Annotated in this window: 19 protein-coding genes; 10 read left to right on the top strand and 9 right to left on the bottom strand. The window is 59.1% G+C overall.

Features of this window, described 5'->3' with window-relative positions:
• Positions 1-95: 95 nt before the first annotated feature.
• The 3 genes from ACVWYF_RS20900 to ACVWYF_RS20890 form a co-directional block, all read right to left on the bottom strand.
• The gene (locus ACVWYF_RS20900) at positions 96-953 is read right to left on the bottom strand and encodes a TPM domain-containing protein (RefSeq protein ID WP_457071766.1); all 858 of its coding nucleotides are present in this window, start codon (positions 951-953) and stop codon (positions 96-98) included.
• Positions 950-1,408, bottom strand: coding sequence for a TPM domain-containing protein (locus tag ACVWYF_RS20895; protein WP_457071764.1), 459 nt, complete (start codon positions 1,406-1,408; stop codon positions 950-952). Before ACVWYF_RS20895 ends, ACVWYF_RS20900 begins: the two co-directional genes overlap by 4 nt.
• 148 nt (positions 1,409-1,556) lie before the next feature.
• A complete protein-coding gene (locus tag ACVWYF_RS20890) occupies positions 1,557-2,135 on the bottom strand; it encodes a LemA family protein (RefSeq protein WP_457071762.1) in 579 nt (192 codons plus the stop codon).
• A 201-nt stretch (positions 2,136-2,336) separates the two neighbouring features.
• Here ACVWYF_RS20890 and ACVWYF_RS20885 point away from each other — a divergent pair, with 201 nt between their 5' ends.
• The 5 genes from ACVWYF_RS20885 (at position 2,337) to ACVWYF_RS20865 (ending at position 8,760) form a co-directional block, all read left to right on the top strand.
• Positions 2,337-3,338, top strand: a complete 1,002-nt coding sequence (locus ACVWYF_RS20885; protein ID WP_457071759.1) for a sugar phosphate nucleotidyltransferase — start codon at positions 2,337-2,339, stop codon at positions 3,336-3,338.
• 61 nt (positions 3,339-3,399) lie between these two features.
• The gene (locus ACVWYF_RS20880) at positions 3,400-4,485 is read left to right on the top strand and encodes a hypothetical protein (protein ID WP_457071757.1); all 1,086 of its coding nucleotides are present in this window, start codon (positions 3,400-3,402) and stop codon (positions 4,483-4,485) included.
• Positions 4,486-4,557: 72 nt separating this feature from the next.
• Positions 4,558-6,789: a prolyl oligopeptidase family serine peptidase gene (locus ACVWYF_RS20875; RefSeq protein WP_457071755.1), complete on the top strand. Its 2,232-nt coding sequence runs from the start codon at positions 4,558-4,560 to the stop codon at positions 6,787-6,789.
• A 131-nt stretch (positions 6,790-6,920) separates the two neighbouring features.
• A complete protein-coding gene (locus ACVWYF_RS20870; protein WP_457071753.1) occupies positions 6,921-7,964 on the top strand; it encodes an Atu2307/SP_0267 family LLM class monooxygenase in 1,044 nt (347 codons plus the stop codon).
• 28 nt (positions 7,965-7,992) lie between these two features.
• The gene (locus tag ACVWYF_RS20865) at positions 7,993-8,760 is read left to right on the top strand and encodes a hypothetical protein (protein WP_457071751.1); all 768 of its coding nucleotides are present in this window, start codon (positions 7,993-7,995) and stop codon (positions 8,758-8,760) included.
• A gap of 70 nt (positions 8,761-8,830) precedes the next feature.
• Here the strand turns inward: ACVWYF_RS20865 and ahcY are convergent, their stop codons facing one another.
• Together ahcY and ACVWYF_RS20855 are read right to left on the bottom strand one after the other, a co-directional pair.
• A complete protein-coding gene (ahcY, locus tag ACVWYF_RS20860) occupies positions 8,831-10,150 on the bottom strand; it encodes an adenosylhomocysteinase (protein ID WP_457071749.1) in 1,320 nt (439 codons plus the stop codon).
• 120 nt (positions 10,151-10,270) lie between these two features.
• The gene (locus ACVWYF_RS20855; protein ID WP_457071747.1) at positions 10,271-10,999 is read right to left on the bottom strand and encodes a DUF4397 domain-containing protein; all 729 of its coding nucleotides are present in this window, start codon (positions 10,997-10,999) and stop codon (positions 10,271-10,273) included.
• A gap of 278 nt (positions 11,000-11,277) precedes the next feature.
• Between ACVWYF_RS20855 and ACVWYF_RS20850 the strand changes: the two genes are divergently transcribed.
• From ACVWYF_RS20850 to metK, 4 genes are all read left to right on the top strand, one after another.
• A complete protein-coding gene (locus ACVWYF_RS20850; protein WP_457071745.1) occupies positions 11,278-11,766 on the top strand; it encodes a hypothetical protein in 489 nt (162 codons plus the stop codon).
• A 29-nt stretch (positions 11,767-11,795) separates the two neighbouring features.
• On the top strand, positions 11,796-13,016 hold the full coding sequence (locus ACVWYF_RS20845; protein WP_457071743.1) for a class I SAM-dependent methyltransferase: 1,221 nt from the start codon (positions 11,796-11,798) through the stop codon (positions 13,014-13,016).
• Between the two features lie 108 nt (positions 13,017-13,124).
• Positions 13,125-13,859, top strand: a complete 735-nt coding sequence (locus ACVWYF_RS20840) for an SDR family NAD(P)-dependent oxidoreductase (RefSeq protein ID WP_457071741.1) — start codon at positions 13,125-13,127, stop codon at positions 13,857-13,859.
• 186 nt (positions 13,860-14,045) lie between these two features.
• Positions 14,046-15,308: a methionine adenosyltransferase gene (metK, locus tag ACVWYF_RS20835; RefSeq protein ID WP_457071739.1), complete on the top strand. Its 1,263-nt coding sequence runs from the start codon at positions 14,046-14,048 to the stop codon at positions 15,306-15,308.
• 126 nt (positions 15,309-15,434) lie between these two features.
• Here the strand turns inward: metK and hpf are convergent, their stop codons facing one another.
• The 4 genes from hpf to ACVWYF_RS20815 all read right to left on the bottom strand — a co-directional run bounded on the left by hpf (position 15,435) and on the right by ACVWYF_RS20815 (position 18,368).
• The gene (gene hpf, locus ACVWYF_RS20830; protein ID WP_457071737.1) at positions 15,435-15,734 is read right to left on the bottom strand and encodes a ribosome hibernation-promoting factor, HPF/YfiA family; all 300 of its coding nucleotides are present in this window, start codon (positions 15,732-15,734) and stop codon (positions 15,435-15,437) included.
• Between the two features lie 38 nt (positions 15,735-15,772).
• Entirely contained in the window at positions 15,773-16,651 is an 879-nt protein-coding gene (locus tag ACVWYF_RS20825; protein ID WP_457071735.1) for a tyrosine-type recombinase/integrase, read from the bottom strand.
• A gap of 168 nt (positions 16,652-16,819) precedes the next feature.
• Positions 16,820-17,014: a 30S ribosomal protein S21 gene (gene rpsU, locus ACVWYF_RS20820; RefSeq protein ID WP_457071733.1), complete on the bottom strand. Its 195-nt coding sequence runs from the start codon at positions 17,012-17,014 to the stop codon at positions 16,820-16,822.
• A 208-nt stretch (positions 17,015-17,222) separates the two neighbouring features.
• On the bottom strand, positions 17,223-18,368 hold the full coding sequence (locus tag ACVWYF_RS20815; protein ID WP_457071731.1) for an acyl-CoA dehydrogenase family protein: 1,146 nt from the start codon (positions 18,366-18,368) through the stop codon (positions 17,223-17,225).
• A gap of 249 nt (positions 18,369-18,617) precedes the next feature.
• On the opposite strand from ACVWYF_RS20815, the gene ACVWYF_RS20810 reads away from it, so the two are divergent.
• On the top strand, positions 18,618-19,586 hold the full coding sequence (locus ACVWYF_RS20810; RefSeq protein WP_457071728.1) for a polysaccharide biosynthesis/export family protein: 969 nt from the start codon (positions 18,618-18,620) through the stop codon (positions 19,584-19,586).
• Positions 19,587-19,609: the final 23 nt, after the last annotated feature.

Genomic DNA, 19,609 nt, shown 5'->3' with positions numbered 1-19,609 from the left:
CCCTCGTCAACGGTGGTTATTCAAGCAAAACAGCCCGGCTGAGACTGGCTCGACCGGGCTGTTTTGCTTTCAACTTACTTATGAGCAGTGAGGCTTTACCAACTGCCGCTGGCCCCGCCGCCACCGCTGCTGCCACCACCAAAGCCACCGAAGCCGCCCCCGCCGCCGCCGCCAAAACCACCGCCGCCGCCACCTCCGAAGCCGCCGCCGCCGAAGATGATGGGCGGAATAAAGCCGCCCCCGAAGCCTCGGTTGCCGCGCCCGCCGCCCCCGCCCCGGTTGCGCAGCATGGTGAAGATGATGACCATCACGAGAATAATAATCCAGAAGGGAAAGCCGGAGCCCGTGTTATCACCGCGGCCCTGGGGCCGGGCATCGGCGGGGTCGGCGGGGTACTCGCCTTTGGCGAGGGCAATGAGCTGGTCGGTGCCCCGGTCGAGGCCGGCATAGTATTGGTTTTGGCGGAAAGCGGGCACCAGCGTGTTGCTGATGATGCGCTTGGCCAAGGCATCGGGCACGGCTCCTTCCAGGCCGTAGCCGGTCTGGATGCGGGCGGTGTGCTCCTCTTTTGCCACCAGAATCAGGATGCCGTTGTTCTTGCCTTTGCGGCCAATGCCCCAGCTTTCGTACAGCTTCTGGGCGTAGTCGCTAATGTCGTCGCCATCGAGGTTGGGCACGGTAACCACCGCGATTTGCGACGATGAACTGTCGTTATAAGCCACCAGTTTGCGCTCCAGCTGGTCGGCCTCCCCGCCCTGCATCAGCCCGGCCAGGTCGTTGACGAGGCGCGGTGGATTGGGCCGGGGGGGGATGTTTTGTGCCGCGCTGCTCAGGGCTGCCAGCAGCCCCAGCAACAGCAGCAGCAGCGACCACCACGGCCTTGGCGCACCCGATTTCAGTAAGGAGAAGCGGGGCAACGTTGCTATCCTGGCATTAGCCACGGAATTTTTCATGCGTCGGAAGACGGTTTTTGGCCGCCGAAAGAAATGGAATCGTCCAGCTCGTTCTGGTCGGTGGCTGCATCGTAGGGGAAGTAGCGCTTGAGCTGCTCGCCCACCATTTTTATGCCTCGCTCCAGGCCCAGCACGTAGTTTTCACCCCGAAAATGTTCCAGCACAGCTTCTTTGGTGGTTTCCCAGAAGTCGTCGGGCACGGCGGCGTTGATGGCCGAATCGCCCACCACGGCAAACTGCCGGCTCTGCCAGGCCAGATAAAACAGCACGCCGTTGCGGGCGGCCGTTTTGTGCATGTTCAGCTCGCCAAAGACTTGGGCAGCGCGGTCCAGCGGCTCGGGCGTGGGGCAAGTGTCTTCGAGATGCACCCGGATTTCGCCGGAAGTCGTGATTTCGGCCTGCCGGATGGCGGCTACCAAAGCCGCATCCTGGGCGGGAGTGAGGGGGGAATTCATGGGTGGGATTATGAGAAACAGAACGTCATGCAGAGCGCAGCGAAGCATCTTTACCGCGCAACTAATCCTAACGATTGGAATTACTTACGCAGTAAAGATGCTTCGCTGCGCTCTGCATGACGTGCTTTATTTCAAATACTAATCAAACCTAAAACTGAACCGTGGGAGCCTTGCTGGCGGCCGGGTCAGCCTCGAAATAAGGCTTGGGGGGGAAGCCGAACATGCCGGCAAACAGGTTGTTCGGGAACGAGCGGGTGAAGGTATTGTAGTCGTTAGTGACGGCGTTGAACTTGTTGCGCTCCACGTTGATGCGGTTTTCGGTACCTTCAATCTGGGCCTGCAGCTCCTGGAAGTTGGCGTTGGCCTTCAGGTCGGGGTAGTTTTCAGACACGGCCAGCAGGCGGCCCAGCCCGGCCGAAACCTGGCTCTGGGCTTCCTGGAATTTCTTGATGTTTTCGGGCGTCAGGTCGTTGGCGTTCAGCTGCACGCTGGTGGCCTTGGCGCGGGCCTCAATCACGCTGGTGAGGGTGCCCTGCTCAAACTTGGCGGCTCCTTTCACGGTGTTCACCAGGTTGCCGATGAGGTCGTTGCGGCGCTGGTAGGCGCTTTGCACGTTGCCGGCCTGGGCCTTCACGGCCTGGTCGCGCGTTACCATGCCGTTGTAGCCGCACGAGGACTGGGTGAGCAACAGGGCCAGGCCCGCGAAATAGAGAAGAAAGCGTTTCATGATGGGTTGTGAAGGGTGTTGGTGAAAGGTATTCGGGGTTTGATAGCGCAACGGGCCAAACCTACGGCCGCTGCTCCGGTTTGCTACCGGGTTTGGGGCAAAGTACGCAGCTTAGCCCTAGTAGTTGTAGCTTGCTGCTTAGCTGGCCCGAACGCCTTCCTTTATCGTCCCCCCGCCTTCTCCATTACACAGCCCCGTTTCATGAAAGCTGTTATTCCCGTTGCCGGCATTGGCTCGCGCCTGCGCCCTCACACCCACACCCAGCCCAAAAGCCTGGTGCCGGTGGCCGGCAACACCATTCTGGGCCACATCATCGACCGCCTGCAGGCCGCCGGCCTCACCGATTTCGTGTTCATCGTGGGCTACCTGGGCGATAAAATTGTGCGCTACGTGCGCCGGACTTACCCCGAGCTCAAGGCCACGTTTGTGGTGCAGGAGCCGCGCGAGGGCATCGGCCACGCGCTGTGGCTGGCCCGCGAGGAGTTCCGCCACGACCCCGACGGCGTACTCATCATGCTCGGCGATACCATTGTGGACGTGGACCTGCCGGCCCTCATGGCCACGCCCGGCTCGGTGCTGGCCGTGAAGGAGGTGAAAACCCCCAGCATGTTCGGCCTGGTCGAAACCGGCAACAACGGCCGGGTCAACAAGGTGGTGGAGAAGCCCAAAATTCCGAAGTCGAACTTCGCCATGGTGGGCCTCTACAAGCTGGCCCACGCCGAAAAGCTGGCTGAATCCCTGGAATGGCTCATCGACTCGGACGTGCGGACCCACGGCGAGTTCCAGCTCACCGATGCGCTCATGCACCTCATCGAGGAAGGCGAGGTGATGAAGACCTGCCCGGTGGACAACTGGTTCGACTGCGGGCGCAAGGAAACCCTGCTCGAAGCCAACGCCCGCCTGCTGAACCGCCCCGAGTTCTTGGAAGGCCAGGACTACTCCGAATATGCGGATACGGTGATTATTCCGCCGGTCAGTATCGGGCGCGGCTGCCAGATTTCGCACTCCATCATCGGCCCCAACGTGGCTATCGGCGACAAAACCATCGTCAAAAACTGCATCCTGAGCGACTCCATCATTGGCAGCTACTCGGAGCTGCGTGCGGCCGTGATGCACGACTGCATCGTGGGTTCCGACGCCTCGTTCCGGGGTATGAACCACTCGCTGAACATCGGCGATAACACGGAAATTGACTACAGCTAAGAAGAATGTGGACGATGGGCCGGCATTTCGTACTTTTCGGTCCTCAACCATTTTTCTGCGCATGATTTTCCGTCGCCTGCTGCTTGCTTTTGCTGTTGCCCTGCCGTTGTTTTCTTCGGCCCAAACGCCCCTCGGCCAGCCCTCGCTCGATGAATCGAAGGTGCAAATCTGGTGCGCCACGGTGCGTTTCGTTTATGATGATGCCGGCCGGCCCAACCTCAAAAGCACCGTGCGCTGCGAGGGCGGCAACCTTGATGCGTTAGCCGCCAGCATTCGGCCCGACAGTCTGCGTGTGTACAGCGTGCTGTATCAGTCCATCGAAGGCCGGGGCGCTATTTACCAAGGCAAGAAAGACAACCCGGCCCGGCTGGTGGCTTTGGCCAAAGCCATTGTGAATAAGCTCAAAAGCTCGCCCGCCCGGCGCAAAGACCCCACCCGCATGGCCCGCGTGGCCGCCCTCGAAACCGCCCTCACCAACTACGTAACCTCCGGTACGCCGCTGGGCGAAGTTTCGGCCGCGATGGCCCCCGAAATGGCCGATACCGCCGCCACTGCCCCCGGCGCGCCCGGTCCGGCCGAAGCCGCCGAAGCCCAGGCTGCCGCCGAGCGCGACGCGACCGGCCCCTCGGCCCCGTCCTCAACCAGCACCGAAAGCCTGCTCATGCGCTTTGCGGCCCCGCTGGCACTCATTCTGGGCGTTCTGAGCCTGGTGCTCTACATCATGCTGCGCGTGACATTGGGCCAGTGGCGCCGCCAGCAGCGCCGCGAAACCCTGGAAGCCAAGCACGCCGCCACCGCCGCCCAGGCCGCCGCCGCCGAAACCAGCGCCGCCGTGGCCGACTCCGTAGCCCGCGTGAAGCGTGCCGAGGCCCTGATACTCGCCGCCGCCGCGCCCGAAACCAACAATGCCCCGGCCCCGCCGGTTCTCGACCAGCTCAGCCCCGCCCAGCGGCTGGAAGTGGAGCGCCTGGTGAGCCAGCGCGTAGACGAAGAGCTGCGTTGGCTGCGCGCCAATTTGCCCGAGCTGGTGGCTTCTGCCATCGCCCAGCCCCCGGCGGACCCGGCGGTGACAGCCCCCGCTCCCGCCGCCGAGGCGACTCCCCGCGCCCCGGACACCGCCATTGCAGATGATGTTCAGATGGATTGATTTTCAATAGATTCGGATTCCTCACACGTTTTGTCCGGCTGGCAACGGCCTTCATCTTTCTTCCTCCTTTTTATGAAAGCTGTTATCCCTTTGGTCGTCCTGCTGGCGACTGCTACGGCCTGCCGCGCCACGGCTCCGCCCGCCCGCAACACCCTGCCCAACCACCAGGCCCTCACCGAAACCACCGTGCCCGAAAACGGCGAGCCCAGCCGCCGTGCCGGCCTGGAAATCCCCACTCCCCTGCCCCCCGTGAAATACCCCGAAACCCGCAAAACCGACTTCGCCGACACCTATTTCGGCACCAAAGTAGCCGACCCCTACCGCTGGCTCGAAGCATTGGACTCGCCCGAAACCAAGGCCTGGGTGACGGCCGAAAACGAGGTGACTTTTGGCTACCTGAAGCAGATTCCGTTCCGGGATAAAATCCGGGAGCGGCTCACCAAAATCTGGAACTACGAGCGATTTGGCGTGCCCGAGCAGGTGGGCTCCGAGCTGGTGTTCAGCAAGAACGACGGCTTGCAGAACCAGGCCGTGATGTACCGCCAGCGCGGCACCGAGGAGCCCCAAGTCCTCCTCGACCCCAATAAGTTCTCGGCCGATGGCACCACCGCCCTGGCCGGCACCGAGTTCAGCAACGACCACCGCTACCTGGCCTACGCCACCAGCAGCGGCGGTTCCGACTGGCACAAGGTCAGCATCATGGACCTGACCACCAACAAGCTGCTGCCCGAAACCCTAGAATGGGTGAAAGTATCGGGCACGTCGTGGACCAAAAACGGCTTCTACTACGGCCGCTACGATGCGCCCAAAGCCGGCCAGAACGGCCTTTCGGGCAAGAACGAATTCCACAAGGTGTATTTCCACCAGCTGAACACGCCGCAGAGCGCCGACCAGCTGGTGTACGAAAACCCGAAAATGCCGCTGGGTTTCCGCTTCGTCAACGCCACCGAGGACGAGCGGTTTCTGGCCCTGACACTCACCGATGGCAAGGCCGACGGCAACCAGTTGCTGGTGCGCGACCTCGCCGACCCCAAGCAGGCCAAAATCTGGACCACGCTCATTTCGAGCTACGAATTCAACAGCAACATCATCGGCAACGTGGGCGGCGAGGTGCTGGTGTACACCAACTACAAGGCCCCCAACTACCGCGTCATCCGCATCGACCCCAAGAAGCCCGCCGAAGCCAACTGGCACGACGTGTTGCCCGAAAGCAAGAACAAGCTGGAAAGCGTGACCCAGGTAGGCGGCCGGCTGGTTGCTGATTATCTGAACGATGCCAGCTCGCAGGTGAAGGTATATTCGGAGTTGGGCAAGTTTGAGCACGACGTGAAGCTGCCCGCCATTGGCACGGCCAGCGGCTTCGGCGGCCGGCGCGATGCCAAGTCGGTGTACTACGCCTTCACCTCGTTCACCTACCCCACCACCATCTACAAGTACGACCTCGCCACCAACACCAGCACGGTTTTCCGCGCCCCTAAAGTGGACGTGAACCCCGCCGATTACGTGACGACGCAGGTATTTTACCCGAGTAAGGACGGCACGAAGATTCCCATGTTCATCATCCACAAGAAGGGCGTGGCGCTGAACGGCCAGAACCCCACCTACCTCTACGCCTACGGCGGCTTCAACATCTCGCTTACCCCCGGCTTCTCGGTAGCGCGCATGCTGTGGCTGGAAAACGGCGGCGTGCTGGCCATTCCCAACCTGCGCGGCGGCGGCGAGTACGGCGAAGCCTGGCACAAAGCCGGCATGACGCCCAACAAGCAAAACGTGTTTGACGACTTCATTGCCGCCGCCGAATACCTCAAAACCAATAAGTACACCGACTACGACCACCTCGCCATCGCGGGCGGCTCGAACGGCGGCCTGCTCGTGGGCGCGACCATGACCCAGCGCCCCGACCTCTGCAAAGTGGCCCTGCCTGCCGTGGGCGTGATGGACATGCTCCGCTACCAGACCTTCACCATCGGCTGGAACTGGGCCCCCGAATACGGCACCTCCGCCGACCAGAAGCAGTTTGAGAACCTGCGCAAGTTCTCACCCCTGCACAACCTGCGGCCCGCCGTGTACCCCGCCACCATGATTACCACCGCCGACCACGACGACCGTGTGGTACCCGCGCACTCCTTCAAGTTTGCCGCCGCCCTGCAAGCCGCCAACACCGGCCCCAATCCCACCCTCATCCGCGTGGATGTGAACGCCGGCCACGGCGCGGGCAAAAGCACCAAGCTTCAGATTGATGAATGGGCCGACGTGTGGAGCTTCTGCTACGCCAACATGGGTATGACGCCGGAGGTGAAGTAACCTGTTTTATTGCCTGATGTAGAGACGCATATTTGCGTCTCGTCGTTGAACGGAAACGCAGCACCCATTTCCAGCTGTTCAACGACGAGACGCAACTATGCGTCTCTACCTCGTTTTAGCCCCCTATACTTATGCAAATAGGCATCAGCTCATTTGGCGAAATAGTTCCGGCCCACGTTGCCGGCCAGGACCACGCCGCCGCCCAACGCATGCAGGAGCTCCTGGCCATGGGCAAGCTGGCCGACGAAACCGGCCTCGACGTATTCGCTCTCGGCGAGCACCACCGCCCCGATTTTATCATCTCGGCCCCCGAAGTCATTTTGGCCGCCGTGGCCGCCATCACCACGCGCATCCGGCTGAGCAGCGCCGTCACCGTCCTCAGCTCCGTCGACCCCGTACGAACCTTCCAGAACTTTGCCACCGTCGACCTTATTTCCAACGGCCGGGCCGAGATTATTGCCGGGCGCGGCTCCTTCATAGAGTCGTTTCCACTCTTCGGGCAGGATTTGAAGGACTACGATGCCTTGTTCCTTGAAAAGCTCCAGCTGCTGCTAAAAATCAACGGGAACGAAGTCGTGACCTGGCAAGGGAAGCACCGCGCTTCCATCGATGCCAAGGGCGTGTACCCGCGCCCCGTTCAACCCCAAATCCCGGTTTGGATTGGCGTGGGCGGCACGCCCGCGTCCGTCATCCGGGCCGGGCAAATGGGCCTGCCGCTCACTATTGCCATCCTCGGTGGCGCACCCGCGCAGTACGTGCCGTTTGCCGAGCTTTACCGCGAATCGGCCCAGAAAACCGGCCACGACGTGGCCGCGCTCCAACTCGCCATCAACTGCCACCTGCACCTTGCTGATACCACCGAGCAGGCCCGCGACGAGTTCTTCCCGCCCTACTCGCAACTCATGAACCGCATCGGCCGCGAGCGCGGCTGGTCACCCATGGACCGCCGCCATTTCGACTACCTCTGCGGCCCGCAAGGCCCACTGCTGGTGGGCAGCCCGCAGGATATCATCGCCAAACTACTTTACCAGCATAAGCTGTTCAATAACACCCGTTTTCTGGCCCAACTCGTCATCGAAGGCATCTCGCACCAAGGCGTGCTGCGTTCCATTAAGCTGCTAGGCACGCAGGTAGCCCCGGCTGTACGGGCGGCACTGGTCGCAAACCCCGTCTAAAATTGCTCCGTTAGCTGTATATTTCTGCATGAAATCGACGCTCCTGATTGCTTGCCTTCTCTGGTGTGCGGTTTCTCCACACTTGGTATTTTCGCAAGTCTATAAGCCTAAAGACGACTATGCCTTTTTAAGCAGCAAGCGCTTTTTCCACTTTGTTGGTGATGCTAAGCCGCTTCATGCCGAAGAATTAAAGGATTTGCCGTTGGCCCAACGCGTAGTTACTGTCAAGCCTGCGGTGGCCCATCCAATCGAAGTAGCCGAATCGGAGCGTGCTTATGCCGATGGGCGTTTTGCCGACGCGGTCGAGGCAGTTGCCAAAGCCGCTGCCCTCAACCCGCCCCACCCTCAGGTATTAAACTGCTATGCCAGGGCTTTGTATCGGCAAGAAACAATCAGAAACCAAAGCTACCCCGTGTACCAACGGCTTATTACGTTGCTTAATAGCTACGGTCAGGAAGGCCCTGAAGTGGTAAGCACGTACATCCTTTTTTTGGAAGCCTATTTTAAGCTGGCTACGATTCAGCTTGACCACGCACAATGGGCGGCGGCATCCTACAACCTGTCACGCGCCGCAGCCGCCATGCAGTCAATGCAAAACGCTGCCGCCGATAATCGGCTGATGCGGGAGCAAATACTGCAATATCAAACCGAATGCTTTTCACACCTGCACAACGCACAGCTATGTCGGTATTTTGGCCAGCGTACCCTGCAATCATACCCTAACAATCAGTATGTTTTAAGTTATCTGGCGGAGCTACCAAATCATATCCATAAAGCCCCACCTTCCCGTCGCTAAAACCCGAAAAGCAAAAAGCCCCGGCCGCATATCACGGCCGGGGCTTTTTAGTTGCCGAAGCAACAGATTCTTAGTAGCGGTACAAATCCGACTTGAACGGACCTTCTACCGGCACTTTGATATAATCAGCCTGCTTGACGGTCAGCTCGTCCAACTCCACGCCGATTTTGGCGAGGTGCAGGCGGGCCACCTTCTCGTCGAGGTGCTTGGGCAGGGTATACACCTGGTTTTCGTACTGGTCGCCGCGCTCCCACAGCTCCAACTGGGCCAGGGTCTGGTTGGTGAACGAGTTCGACATCACGAACGAAGGGTGGCCGGTGGCACAGCCCAGGTTCACAAGGCGGCCTTCGGCGAGGATAATTACCTCTTTGCCTTCGATGGTGTAGATGTCCACCTGGGGCTTCACCGTGTCCTTGGTGTGGCCGTAGTTGCCATTCAGCCACGCCATGTCAATCTCATCATCGAAGTGGCCGATGTTGCAGACAATGGCTTTGTCCTTCAGCGAGCGGAAATGCTCCTCCGTCAGGATATCGCAGTTACCGGTAGCAGTCACCACAATGTCGGCTTCCTTCACGGCATTAGCCAGCTTCTTCACGGCGTAGCCATCCATGGCCGCTTGCAGGGCGCAGATGGGGTCAATTTCGGTCACGATAACGCGGGCACCCGCGCCGCTCAGCGATGCAGCAGTGCCTTTTCCTACGTCGCCGTAGCCAGCTACTACAGCCACTTTGCCGGCCATCATCACATCGGTAGCCCGACGGATAGCATCCACCGCCGACTCTTTGCAACCGTATTTGTTGTCGAATTTCGACTTCGTCACCGAGTCGTTCACGTTGATGGCGGGGAAGGACAGCGTACCATTCTTCACGCGCTCATACAGACGCAGCACGCCGGTCGTCGTCTCTTCACTCACGCCTTTGATTCCGGCGGCCAACTCGGGGAAGCGGTCCAGCACCATGTTGGTGAGGTCACCGCCGTCGTCCAGAATCATGTTCAGCGGCTGACGGTCTTCGCCGAAAAACAGCGTCTGCTCGATGCACCAGTTAAACTCCTCTTCATTCATGCCCTTCCAGGCATACACCGGGGTACCGGCGGCCGCAATGGCAGCGGCGGCGTTGTCCTGGGTCGAGAAGATGTTGCACGACGACCAAGTCACCTCCGCACCCAGCGCTTGCAGGGTTTCGATGAGCACGGCCGTTTGGATGGTCATGTGCAGGCAGCCGGCAATACGCGCGCCTTTGAAGGGCTGCGACGCGCCAAACTCCTCGCGCAGGCTCATCAAACCGGGCATTTCGGCTTCGGCGAGGCGAATTTCCTTGCGGCCCCACTCGGCCAGGCTCATGTCCTTTACTTTGTACGGAACGTACGTCTTCGTCGTGGTTTCCACCATGATACGGGTTGATTTATTGTGTGGCAATTCAACTACAAAGATACTGGATTTGTTCGCTCTGGAACACAAAAAAGCCCGCGCCGGTTGGGCGCGGGCTTTTTTAGTTAAGGGATTCTTGGCTTAGTTGTTTTCGATGAAATCAACAGTTAGCGCCTGGTCGTTTGTAAGGGGAGTGTCAGTCCCGCGAATCACAACGGTGTAAATCTTACCCGCTGTTAGCGTTTTGGGGTTTGGCGTGATGAGCGGCGTAGTGGGCGCGCCACCACTTGTCAAGAATATAGCTACGGGACCAGCGTCAGTTTCTGTAAAAGAAGAAGCGGCCCCATAAAGTACGTCGGCAGTGGTTATAGATGCGAAGCCAGTTCCCTGTACTCGTGAGAGACCAACACCGAGAGTGGCAGTGCCAATACCCAAATTGACAAGACGGATTTTAGCTTTGCCCGAAGCAGGAGCAGTTAAGTTGTCTTCGGTTACAAGTGGCGCCACTGGAGCAGCCGCTGTACCTGAGCGGTAGGCAAACACAGAGTAATTAACATCCTTTGCCAACGTCTTATTAACTACCGCAAGAGCTGTTCCAGTTTGCGAAGCATTGATTTTAATATCCTGGGCACCAACGGCTACACCAGTATATGCCGAATTTTGGCTGTAATTCAATGTGGCTACTTCCTGCGTTCCCACAAGAGCTTTAACAGGAACTGTAGAAGCAGAGACAATATCGTGTACGAACTGAACCCGGGCCTGGTCGGGCGCAGCCGGTGCGGGCGTGTCACTCTTGCTGCAAGCGGCCAGGAGCAGGGTAGCCGGCAGAATAGCTTGAATGGCGCGGCGGAATACAAAAGATGTTTTCATGAAAAATATTCGGTTGGATGATGAAACACGCGGCCCAAAGGGTGGTTAGCCGTTGCGGCCTGAACGTGCGACGACGCGGGTTTGTTGGGTTAGCAGCCAGAAAATATTGTAACAGATAGCTTTCTAGCCTCTAAAGCATCATTATATTTGTTACTATGCACGAAATCAACCAGCTGCGCCCAGTTAATTGGCAGCTCCGTGGCGCAGCCACTATTATCCTATCCCTTAGCTTATTAGCTCCTGTATTAGCTCAGCAAGCCCCTGGTAGTGTTCGCCTCTTGCCCGAAGACGAGGCGCGTGGTATGGGCGGTCCCCAGCACAATTTTGATTTTCTGGCTCCCGGGGCCAGTGGCGAGAATTACCAAACGGCCGGTTTCTTCGGGCAGAAGCTGCGCCCCTACCTGGCCGGCAACACCGAAGCCCTGGCCCACCTCAACGAGTACCGCCGCCAGAAGACTTTTTTCCTGCTTGACCGCTTGGTGGCCGTTGGGTCGTTTGGCCTGTACGGCCAGCAGATTCTGGCCAACGGCGACCGGCAGTATTTCAATTCAACGCAACAGGTAGCCATCGGCGTGTTTGCTACCAGCTTGGTGGCCAGCATTTTCATCAACCGAAACACCAATTCGCACCTGCAGCGGGCGGTAAAAGCGTTTAACCACGACGTGGCCCACGGCGGCACCTGGCAGCGCTTGCAGCCGGCCGCCATCGGGTTTGCGGCCGCGCCCACGGGCCAGCCCCTGCTCGCGTTGCGCTGGGCGTTGCGCTAACTGCCGCGTTTTCCCGTATAAGGTCATCCATGGACTACCCCTTGCCCGAAGCGGCCCGGCGGTACGTGGCCGCGCACCTGCACGACGACCCCGCCCACCTGGCCCTCCAAGCCCGCCGCCACCCCGGCCTCCCCGTGCCCGAACTGGTGCGCCAGATTCAGGCCCGCCAAAAAGCCCGCGCCAAGCTCCCCGCCTGGGCCGACAACCCGGAGCTAATTTTTCCGCCCGCCCTATCCGTCGAGCAGGCTTCCTCGGCCCGCACGGCGGATTTCAAAGCCAACCTGGTCGGCGGCCAGCGCTTGGCCGACCTTACTGGTGGCTTCGGGGCCGATTCGGCCGCCTTTGCCACCCGCGTGGCGCAGGTCGACTACGTGGAGCGCGACCCCGCGCTGGCCGGCCTGGTGCGCTACAATTTCGCGCAGTTGGGCATTGATAATGTAACCATTAACGCGGCCGATGCGGTGGCATTCCTAAAAAGCACGCCGCATCACTACGACTGGCTCTACCTCGACCCGGCCCGGCGCGACACCGCCGCTCGCAAGATTTTCCTGCTGCGCGACTGCGAGCCCGACGTGGTGAAGCTGCTGCCGCTACTGTTGCACAAGTCCGATAAAGTCCTGCTCAAAACTTCGCCTATGCTCGATATTGAGCTCGCCGTGCAGGGCCTGACCCATGTACGGCGCCTCTGGGTGGTGGCCGTGGATAATGAAGTAAAGGAAGTCCTCTACGAATTGGGCCAGGAGCCCGCCGTGGACCCCGAGCGCTACGCCCTGAACCTGCGCCGCGACGGCACCCAGCAGGAATTCCGTCTCAACCGCGCCCGCGAGGCCCGCGCCATCCCGCGCTACGCCGATGCCCAGCAATACCTGTACGAGCCCAACGCGGCCGTGCTCAAGGCGGGCGCATTCCGCAGCATCGGTACGGCGTTCGAGCTGCTGAAGCTGCACCAAAACAGCCATTTATACACCTCTGATGTATTGCGGACTGATTTCCCAGGTCGGATTTTCAAAATCCTGGCCGTAGAAAAAGCCGATGGCGCGACCCTAAAAGCCCACCTCGGGCCGGAGGCGCGCGCCCACGTCACTACCCGCAACTTTCCGGATTCGGTGGCCGATTTCCGGCAGCGCACCGGCATCCGCGAGGGCGGCGAGACATATCTGTTTGCTACTACTGACCTGCGCGGCCGGCTGGTGGTGCTGGTGTGCGAAAAGCTTACGCCCCCGGTGAATGGCACTGCTGGCATCGCCTGAAAACGGGAACACCAGGCTATTTAACCAGCACAAAAGCCGCCCTGACCGGTTATCTGCCGTAGAGCATCTGCGCAGCTAGTGCGGCGCTTTTCATCCAATAATTTAGTAATGCGTTTTACAGATAAAATATGCCTGGTAACGGGCGGAACCTCCGGCATTGGCCGGGCCGCCTGCGTGCGGCTCGGGGCCGAAGGCGGCACCGTAATAGCCCTGGGCCGCGACAAAGGGGAAGGTGCCGAAACCGTACGCCTGATTACCAAAGCCGGCGGCAAAGCCGTATTCATAGCCTGCGACCTGAGCAAGCCCCGCGTCATCACCACCACCGTAAACAAAGTATTGGCCAAATACCACCGCATCGACGTGCTGGTATGCGACGCGGCCATGATGACCTTCGACCACCTCGTAGACCTGCCCCTCGCGCAGTGGGACCTGCTGATGCTCGTGAACCTGCGCTCCCTGGCCCAGCTCACCCAGCTCTGCCTGCCGCACATGCCGGCCGGCAGCGCTATTGTGGCCATTAGCTCAGTGCATGCCCACCAAACCACCGCCAACGTGGTGCCCTACGCTACTAGCAAGGGTGCCCTCGAAGCCTTCGTGCGTGGTATGAGCCTGGAACTCGACCGCAAGCAGACCCGCATCAACGCCGTGGCCCCTGGCGCCGTGGACACGCCCATGCTCTGGAGCAACCCCAACGTGAAAAACGGCACCGAGAAAGTCGATAAAGCCTCTGTGGGCACGCCCGAGGAACTGGCCGCCGCCATTGCCTTCATGGCTTCGTCCGAAGCCAGCTTCGTGCATGGCACCACGCTGGTGGTAGATGGCGGCCGACTGGCGCAATTATAACGCCATCGTCCGAACGGCTCAATTGTAGCATTCACTTTCTGTTGCCTGCTGAGCCCTACCGCATTTCCTTGGCATGGGCATAGCCACCGATAGCCCGGATTTCCGTACTTTTGTGCCGCGCCCGCCCGCCGGTTTCGGCCTGGCGGGCGCGCTTCGTTTCTATCTTCCGCTCTTTTCGCGCATTCAATGCCCTATCTGTTCACTTCCGAATCGGTTTCGGAAGGCCATCCCGATAAAGTTGCCGACCAGATTTCCGACGCCATCCTCGACGAGTATTTGCGCCAGGACCCCACTGCCAAAGTAGCCTGCGAAACGCTCGTGACCACCGATTTCGCCCTCGTAGCCGGCGAAATCAAGTCCACGGCCCACGTCGATGCCGAGCCCATTATCCGCGAAACGATTCGCCGCATCGGCTACAACAAGCCCGAATACCTCTTCAACGCCGACACCTGCGAGGTGATGAACCGCCTGCACGAGCAGTCGCCCGACATCAACCAGGGCGTGGAGCGCGCCAAGGACGAAGACCAGGGTGCCGGCGACCAGGGCATGATGTTCGGCTACGCGAGCCACGAAACGGCCAACTACATGCCGCTGGCTCTCGACCTGTCGCACCGCCTGTTGCAGGAGTTGGCCGCCATCCGCCGCGAGGGTACGGCCATGCCCTACCTGCGCCCCGACGCTAAGAGCCAGGTAACCATCCGTTATTCGGACGACCACAAGCCCGAGGCTATCGATACCATCGTCATCAGCACCCAGCACGACGAGTTCGATGCCTCCGAGAGCGTGATGCTGGATAAAATCAAAGCCGATGTGCTCTCGATTCTCATCCCGCGCGTGAAAGCCGGCCTGAGCGCCGATGCCCAGGCCCTGTTCACCGACAAAATCACCTACCACATCAACCCCACCGGTAAGTTCGTTATCGGTGGCCCCCACGGCGATTCCGGCCTTACCGGCCGCAAAATCATTGTGGATACCTACGGCGGCAAGGGCGCGCACGGCGGCGGGGCCTTCTCCGGCAAAGACTCCTCCAAAGTAGACCGCTCGGCGGCCTACGCCGCCCGCCACATCGCCAAAAACTTGGTGGCCGCCGGCGTAGCCGACCAGGTGCTGGTGCAGGTTGCCTACGCTATCGGCGTAGCCCAACCCGTGGGCGTGTTCGTGACCACCTACGGCACCATCAAGGTAAAAAATGCCGCTGGCCAGCCCCTCTCCGACGGCGAAGTAGCCGAGAAGGTGAACAAGTTGTTCGACCTGCGCCCCTACGCCATCGTGAAGCGCTTCGGCCTGCAAAACCCTATTTTCGCCCAGTCGGCGGCTTACGGCCACATGGGTCGCCAGCCCGGCACCGTGAATGTGGTAATGCCCAACGGCGAAACCAAGACGTTCGAAACATTTACCTGGGAAAAGCTCGACTATGTGCCCCAGATTAAGGCCGAGTTCGGCCTGTAGGTTGTAGCACAAACTTTAGTTTGTGCCGGAAACAGATTTGCAAGAATAGAAAAACCCCACTCACAGTATGCGAGTGGGGTTTTTGCATTTATAGCAGTCAGCCCAAGCTAAAGCTTATGCCACAAATCAATGCGTCAGCATTTTTTCCTTATGCTTGGTGATTTGCCGGCGCAGACTGTCTGTAGCAGCATCGGCAGCAGCTTCAAAAGAAGCGGCATCTTCCTGGCTGAACAGGATATTGCCAGGCACCAGCAGCTTTATCTCAATGGTTTTGTTGTCGATGCCATCCTTATTGTTGAGGCGCATGATTACTTCTCCCTCGGTAACTTTATCGTAAAAAGTTTCCAGCTTATTCAAACGTTGCTGAACAAAATCAAGCAATTTCTGGTCGGCGTCGAAGTGCACCGAATGCATCTGTACTTTCATAAAGCGGGTGATTAAGAGGTAAAAGGGTAAACAGAAACTCAGGCCCGGGGGTGGGCCTGTTCAAATACGGATTTCAGGCGGTCGACGGACAGGTGCGTGTACACCTGCGTGGCCGCCAAACTGGCGTGGCCCAGTAATTCCTTGATAGAATTCAGGTCGGCACCCTTGCCCAGTAGGTGCGTGGCGAAGGCGTGCCGCAGTGCGTGCGGGTGCTGCTGCGCCCCGGAGGTGGTAATCTGGCTCAGGTAGCGCTTCACGGTGCGGTACACAAACTTTTCGTACATCGCGTCGCCCTTATCGGTGAGCAGCAGCGGGCCGCCCACTGCGCCAAACTCATGCGCCCGCCGGGCCTGATAGCGCTCAATCACGAGCTTCAGCGTGGGGTTCAGCGGCACGAGGCGCTGCTTGTTGCCCTTGCCGGTTACGCGCACAGTGCTGGCTCCCAAGCTCACATCGTCGGCGTGAATGCCGATGAGCTCCGAGAGGCGAATACCCGTGCCATATAGCATCTCCAGCACCAACTGGTCACGTTGCCCGGCAAAGTCCTCCCCGAACTCGAACGTATTCAACAAGCCATTCAGGGCTTCTTCGGGCACGAATTCGGGCAGCTTCTTGGCCATTTTCGGGGCCTTAATGCGTAGCATGGGGTTGCTATCGATGCGGCCATTGCGCAGCAGGAACTTGTAGTAGGAGCGCAGGCAGGCCACTTTGCGGTTCACAGTGCGCGGGTCGAGGTTTTCCTGCATCAACTCCACTACCCAACCGCGGATGAGCGGGTGCGTAGCCTGGGCAGGGTCGGCCAACTCGTAGGCCGACTTCAGGTAGGCCGCAAACTGGCCCAAATCGGTCTGATAGGAGACAATCGTGTGCGGACTGTAACGCCGCTCAAAGCGCAGAAAATCGAGAAAAGCATCCATACCAACACCAAAAATGCCCGGCGGTTGGGCCGGGCATCCAATGTAGCATTTTTTTAGTTGAAGCCAAGTTTTCCGTTCCTATATGGACGCGAAAAAACCGGCTGGCTTGCCAATAGAGGCAAACTAGCCGGTTTTTAACAAAGCTAAACGGACCGAAAAACTTTCGGGCTATTCGCCGGGCTGGCCGTAGGTGGCGAGCTTGTAAACAGCCTTCTGCTTCATCTTGCGCTCCTTGATGCTAGGCTTCAGGAAGAACGTACGACGACGCAATTCTTTCAGAACGCCGGTGCGCTCGAATTTCTTTTTGAAACGCTTCAACGCACGGTCAACCGATTCGTTGTCTTTGATTTGAATGATAATCATATCGGGGAATGAGGGAGATTTTCAGAGGGAGGCGGCGTAAACCGGGCCGCAAAGATAATCACGGATTCGTCGAGTTCAAACGGATTTCACGGATTTCGTAGTCGATTCTTATTCAGCGTCAGGCAAAACCACGCTAGAAAACGTGTGCATAGCATGAAACTCGTTTATAAAATTCAAAAATCCACCTTTAATCCGACGAATCCATGGTTTATTTGAGCAAAACGCGAGCAATAACCAGCTTCTGGATTTCGCTGGTGCCCTCGCCAATGGTGCAAAGCTTGGCGTCGCGGTAATATTTTTCGGCCGGATAATCTTTGGTGTAGCCGTAGCCGCCAAAGATTTGAACGCCTTCGTTGGCGGTACGCACGGCTACTTCCGAGGCGTAAAGCTTGGCCATGGCCGATTCCAGGTTCACGTTCAGTCCACGGTCCTTCATGTCGGCGGCGCGGTAAGTGAGCAGGCTGGCCGCTTCAATTTCGGTAGCCATATCAGCCAATTTGAAGGCAATGCCCTGAAAATTGCTGATGGGCTGGTTGAACTGGTGGCGCTCCTTGCTGTACTTAGTGGCGGCCTCCATGGCCCCTTGAGCAATACCCAAGCTGAGGGCCGCGATGCTAATGCGGCCACCGTCGAGCACTTTCAGCGACTGCACAAAGCCGTCGCCCACTTTGCCGATGACGTTTTCCTTGGGCACTTTGCAGTCGGTAAAAATCAGCTCAGTGGTTTCGGAAGCGCGCATGCCCAGCTTGTCTTCCTTGCGGCCGGCCTCAAAGCCCGGCGTGCCGCGCTCGATGATGAAGGCCGTCATGCCGTGCGAGTCGCCTACTTCGCCGGTCCGCACGATAACCACGGCCACGTTGCCGGATTTGCCGTGGGTGATGAAGTTTTTTGCGCCGTTGATAATGTAGTTTTCGCCGCTCTCATCAAGCACGGCGGTGGTGCGCATGTTGCCGGCATCGGAGCCGGTGTTGGGCTCGGTGAGGCCCCAGGCTCCAATCCATTCGCCGGAGGCCAGCTTGGGCAGATATTTCTGCTTCTGCTCCTCCGAAGCGTGCTGGAGGATGTGGCCGGTGCAGAGCGAGTTGTGGGCCGCCATGCTCAAGCCGATGCTGCCGTCAATCTTGGACAGCTCAGCAATGGCCGTTACGTACTCGACGTAGCCAAAACCGGCTCCGCCGTACTCCTGGGGCACCAACACGCCCATCAGGCCTAGCTCGCCAAGCTTGTGAAAGACATCGATGGGGAACTCCTGGCTCTCATCCCATTTCATCATCTCGGGCTTGATGTGCTGGGCGCCAAAATCGCGCACCATCTGCGCTATCATGGTTTGGTTTTCGGTGGCTACGGCTTCCATGTAAAGGGAACTAGTGGTGGGATTTGGGAGAATATAAGGTCATCGGTACTTCAACGGCAGTTTAGCCGTTTTCGGTCCACGAAAGTACGATTCAGGCAGTTGGCAACGAAGAGGGCGACGGCCACCGCAACACACTGTTGTTGAATGGGCGCGGCAGAATCGTTACTTTTGAGGCTTTTTGGGGAGAACCTGTCTTACGAGACTAAAGTTTTTCCTGGTTTTTGTTTGATTCAGCCCTAATTGGCCTTCATGCCGACATTTCATTCTCGCTGCCTCAAGCCATTGTGGCTGCTGGCCCTGCCCGCACTGCTGCTTTTTTCGTCGTGCGTTTCCACTCGCTATTACAACCAGCGCACCATGTTCCGGCTCACCGACAGCCAGGGCCGCCAGCTGGATAGCACCAAACTGCGCCTGGCCGTGAACCGCACGGCACGCAACTACCTCATCCAGCCCAATGATTTCCTGGAAGTGCGGGTGAATACGAACAAGGGCGAGCGCATTCTGGACCCTAACGGGGAATTGCAGTTTGGCCAGCCCAGCGGGGCACTGCCCAGCCGTAGCACGGGTGCAGCCGCCAGCCCCAGCAGCAGTGGTGGCAACGCCCGCGCTGCCGTGGGCCAGCGCACCGCAGGCCAGACGACTGGCAGCGCGACGGCGGGCTCCGAGTTTCTGGTGCAGGCTGATGGCACGGTAGTGCTGCCCCTGGTGAACCGGGTGAAGGTGAGTGGCTTGTCGTTGCTACAGGCCGACAGCGTGCTACAAGCTCGCTACAACGAATACTACAAAGAATCCTTCGTGACCACGCGGGTGACCAACAACCGCGTCTTCATGCTGGGTGCTGCCGGTGGGCAGGTCATCACCTTGGCCAACGACAACATGAACCTGATTGAAGTGTTGGCCCTGGCTGGCGGCCTCGATGGCGGTAGCGGTAGCGGTGGCGGCAGCAACAACCAGGGATTTTACCGCTACGGCGGCAAGGCCAGCAATATTCGCATCATCCGGGGCGACCTGAAGAACCCGCGCATTCAGCAAGTGGACCTGACCACGCTTGACGGAATGCGCCGGGCCAACCTGCAAATGGAGCCGAATGATATTATTTACGTAGAGCCCGTACACCGCCCGGTACTGGAAACCCTGACCGACGCGGCCCCCATTATCAGCTTTACCTCCCTTGTTCTGACTACGACTTTATTCTTATACACTCTTGTAAAAAAATAATACTGCCGAACAGCCAAATATCA

The sequence above is a fragment of the Hymenobacter sp. UYAg731 genome, from assembly GCF_054061335.1.
This window is presented reverse-complemented; position numbering and strand designations above follow the sequence as displayed.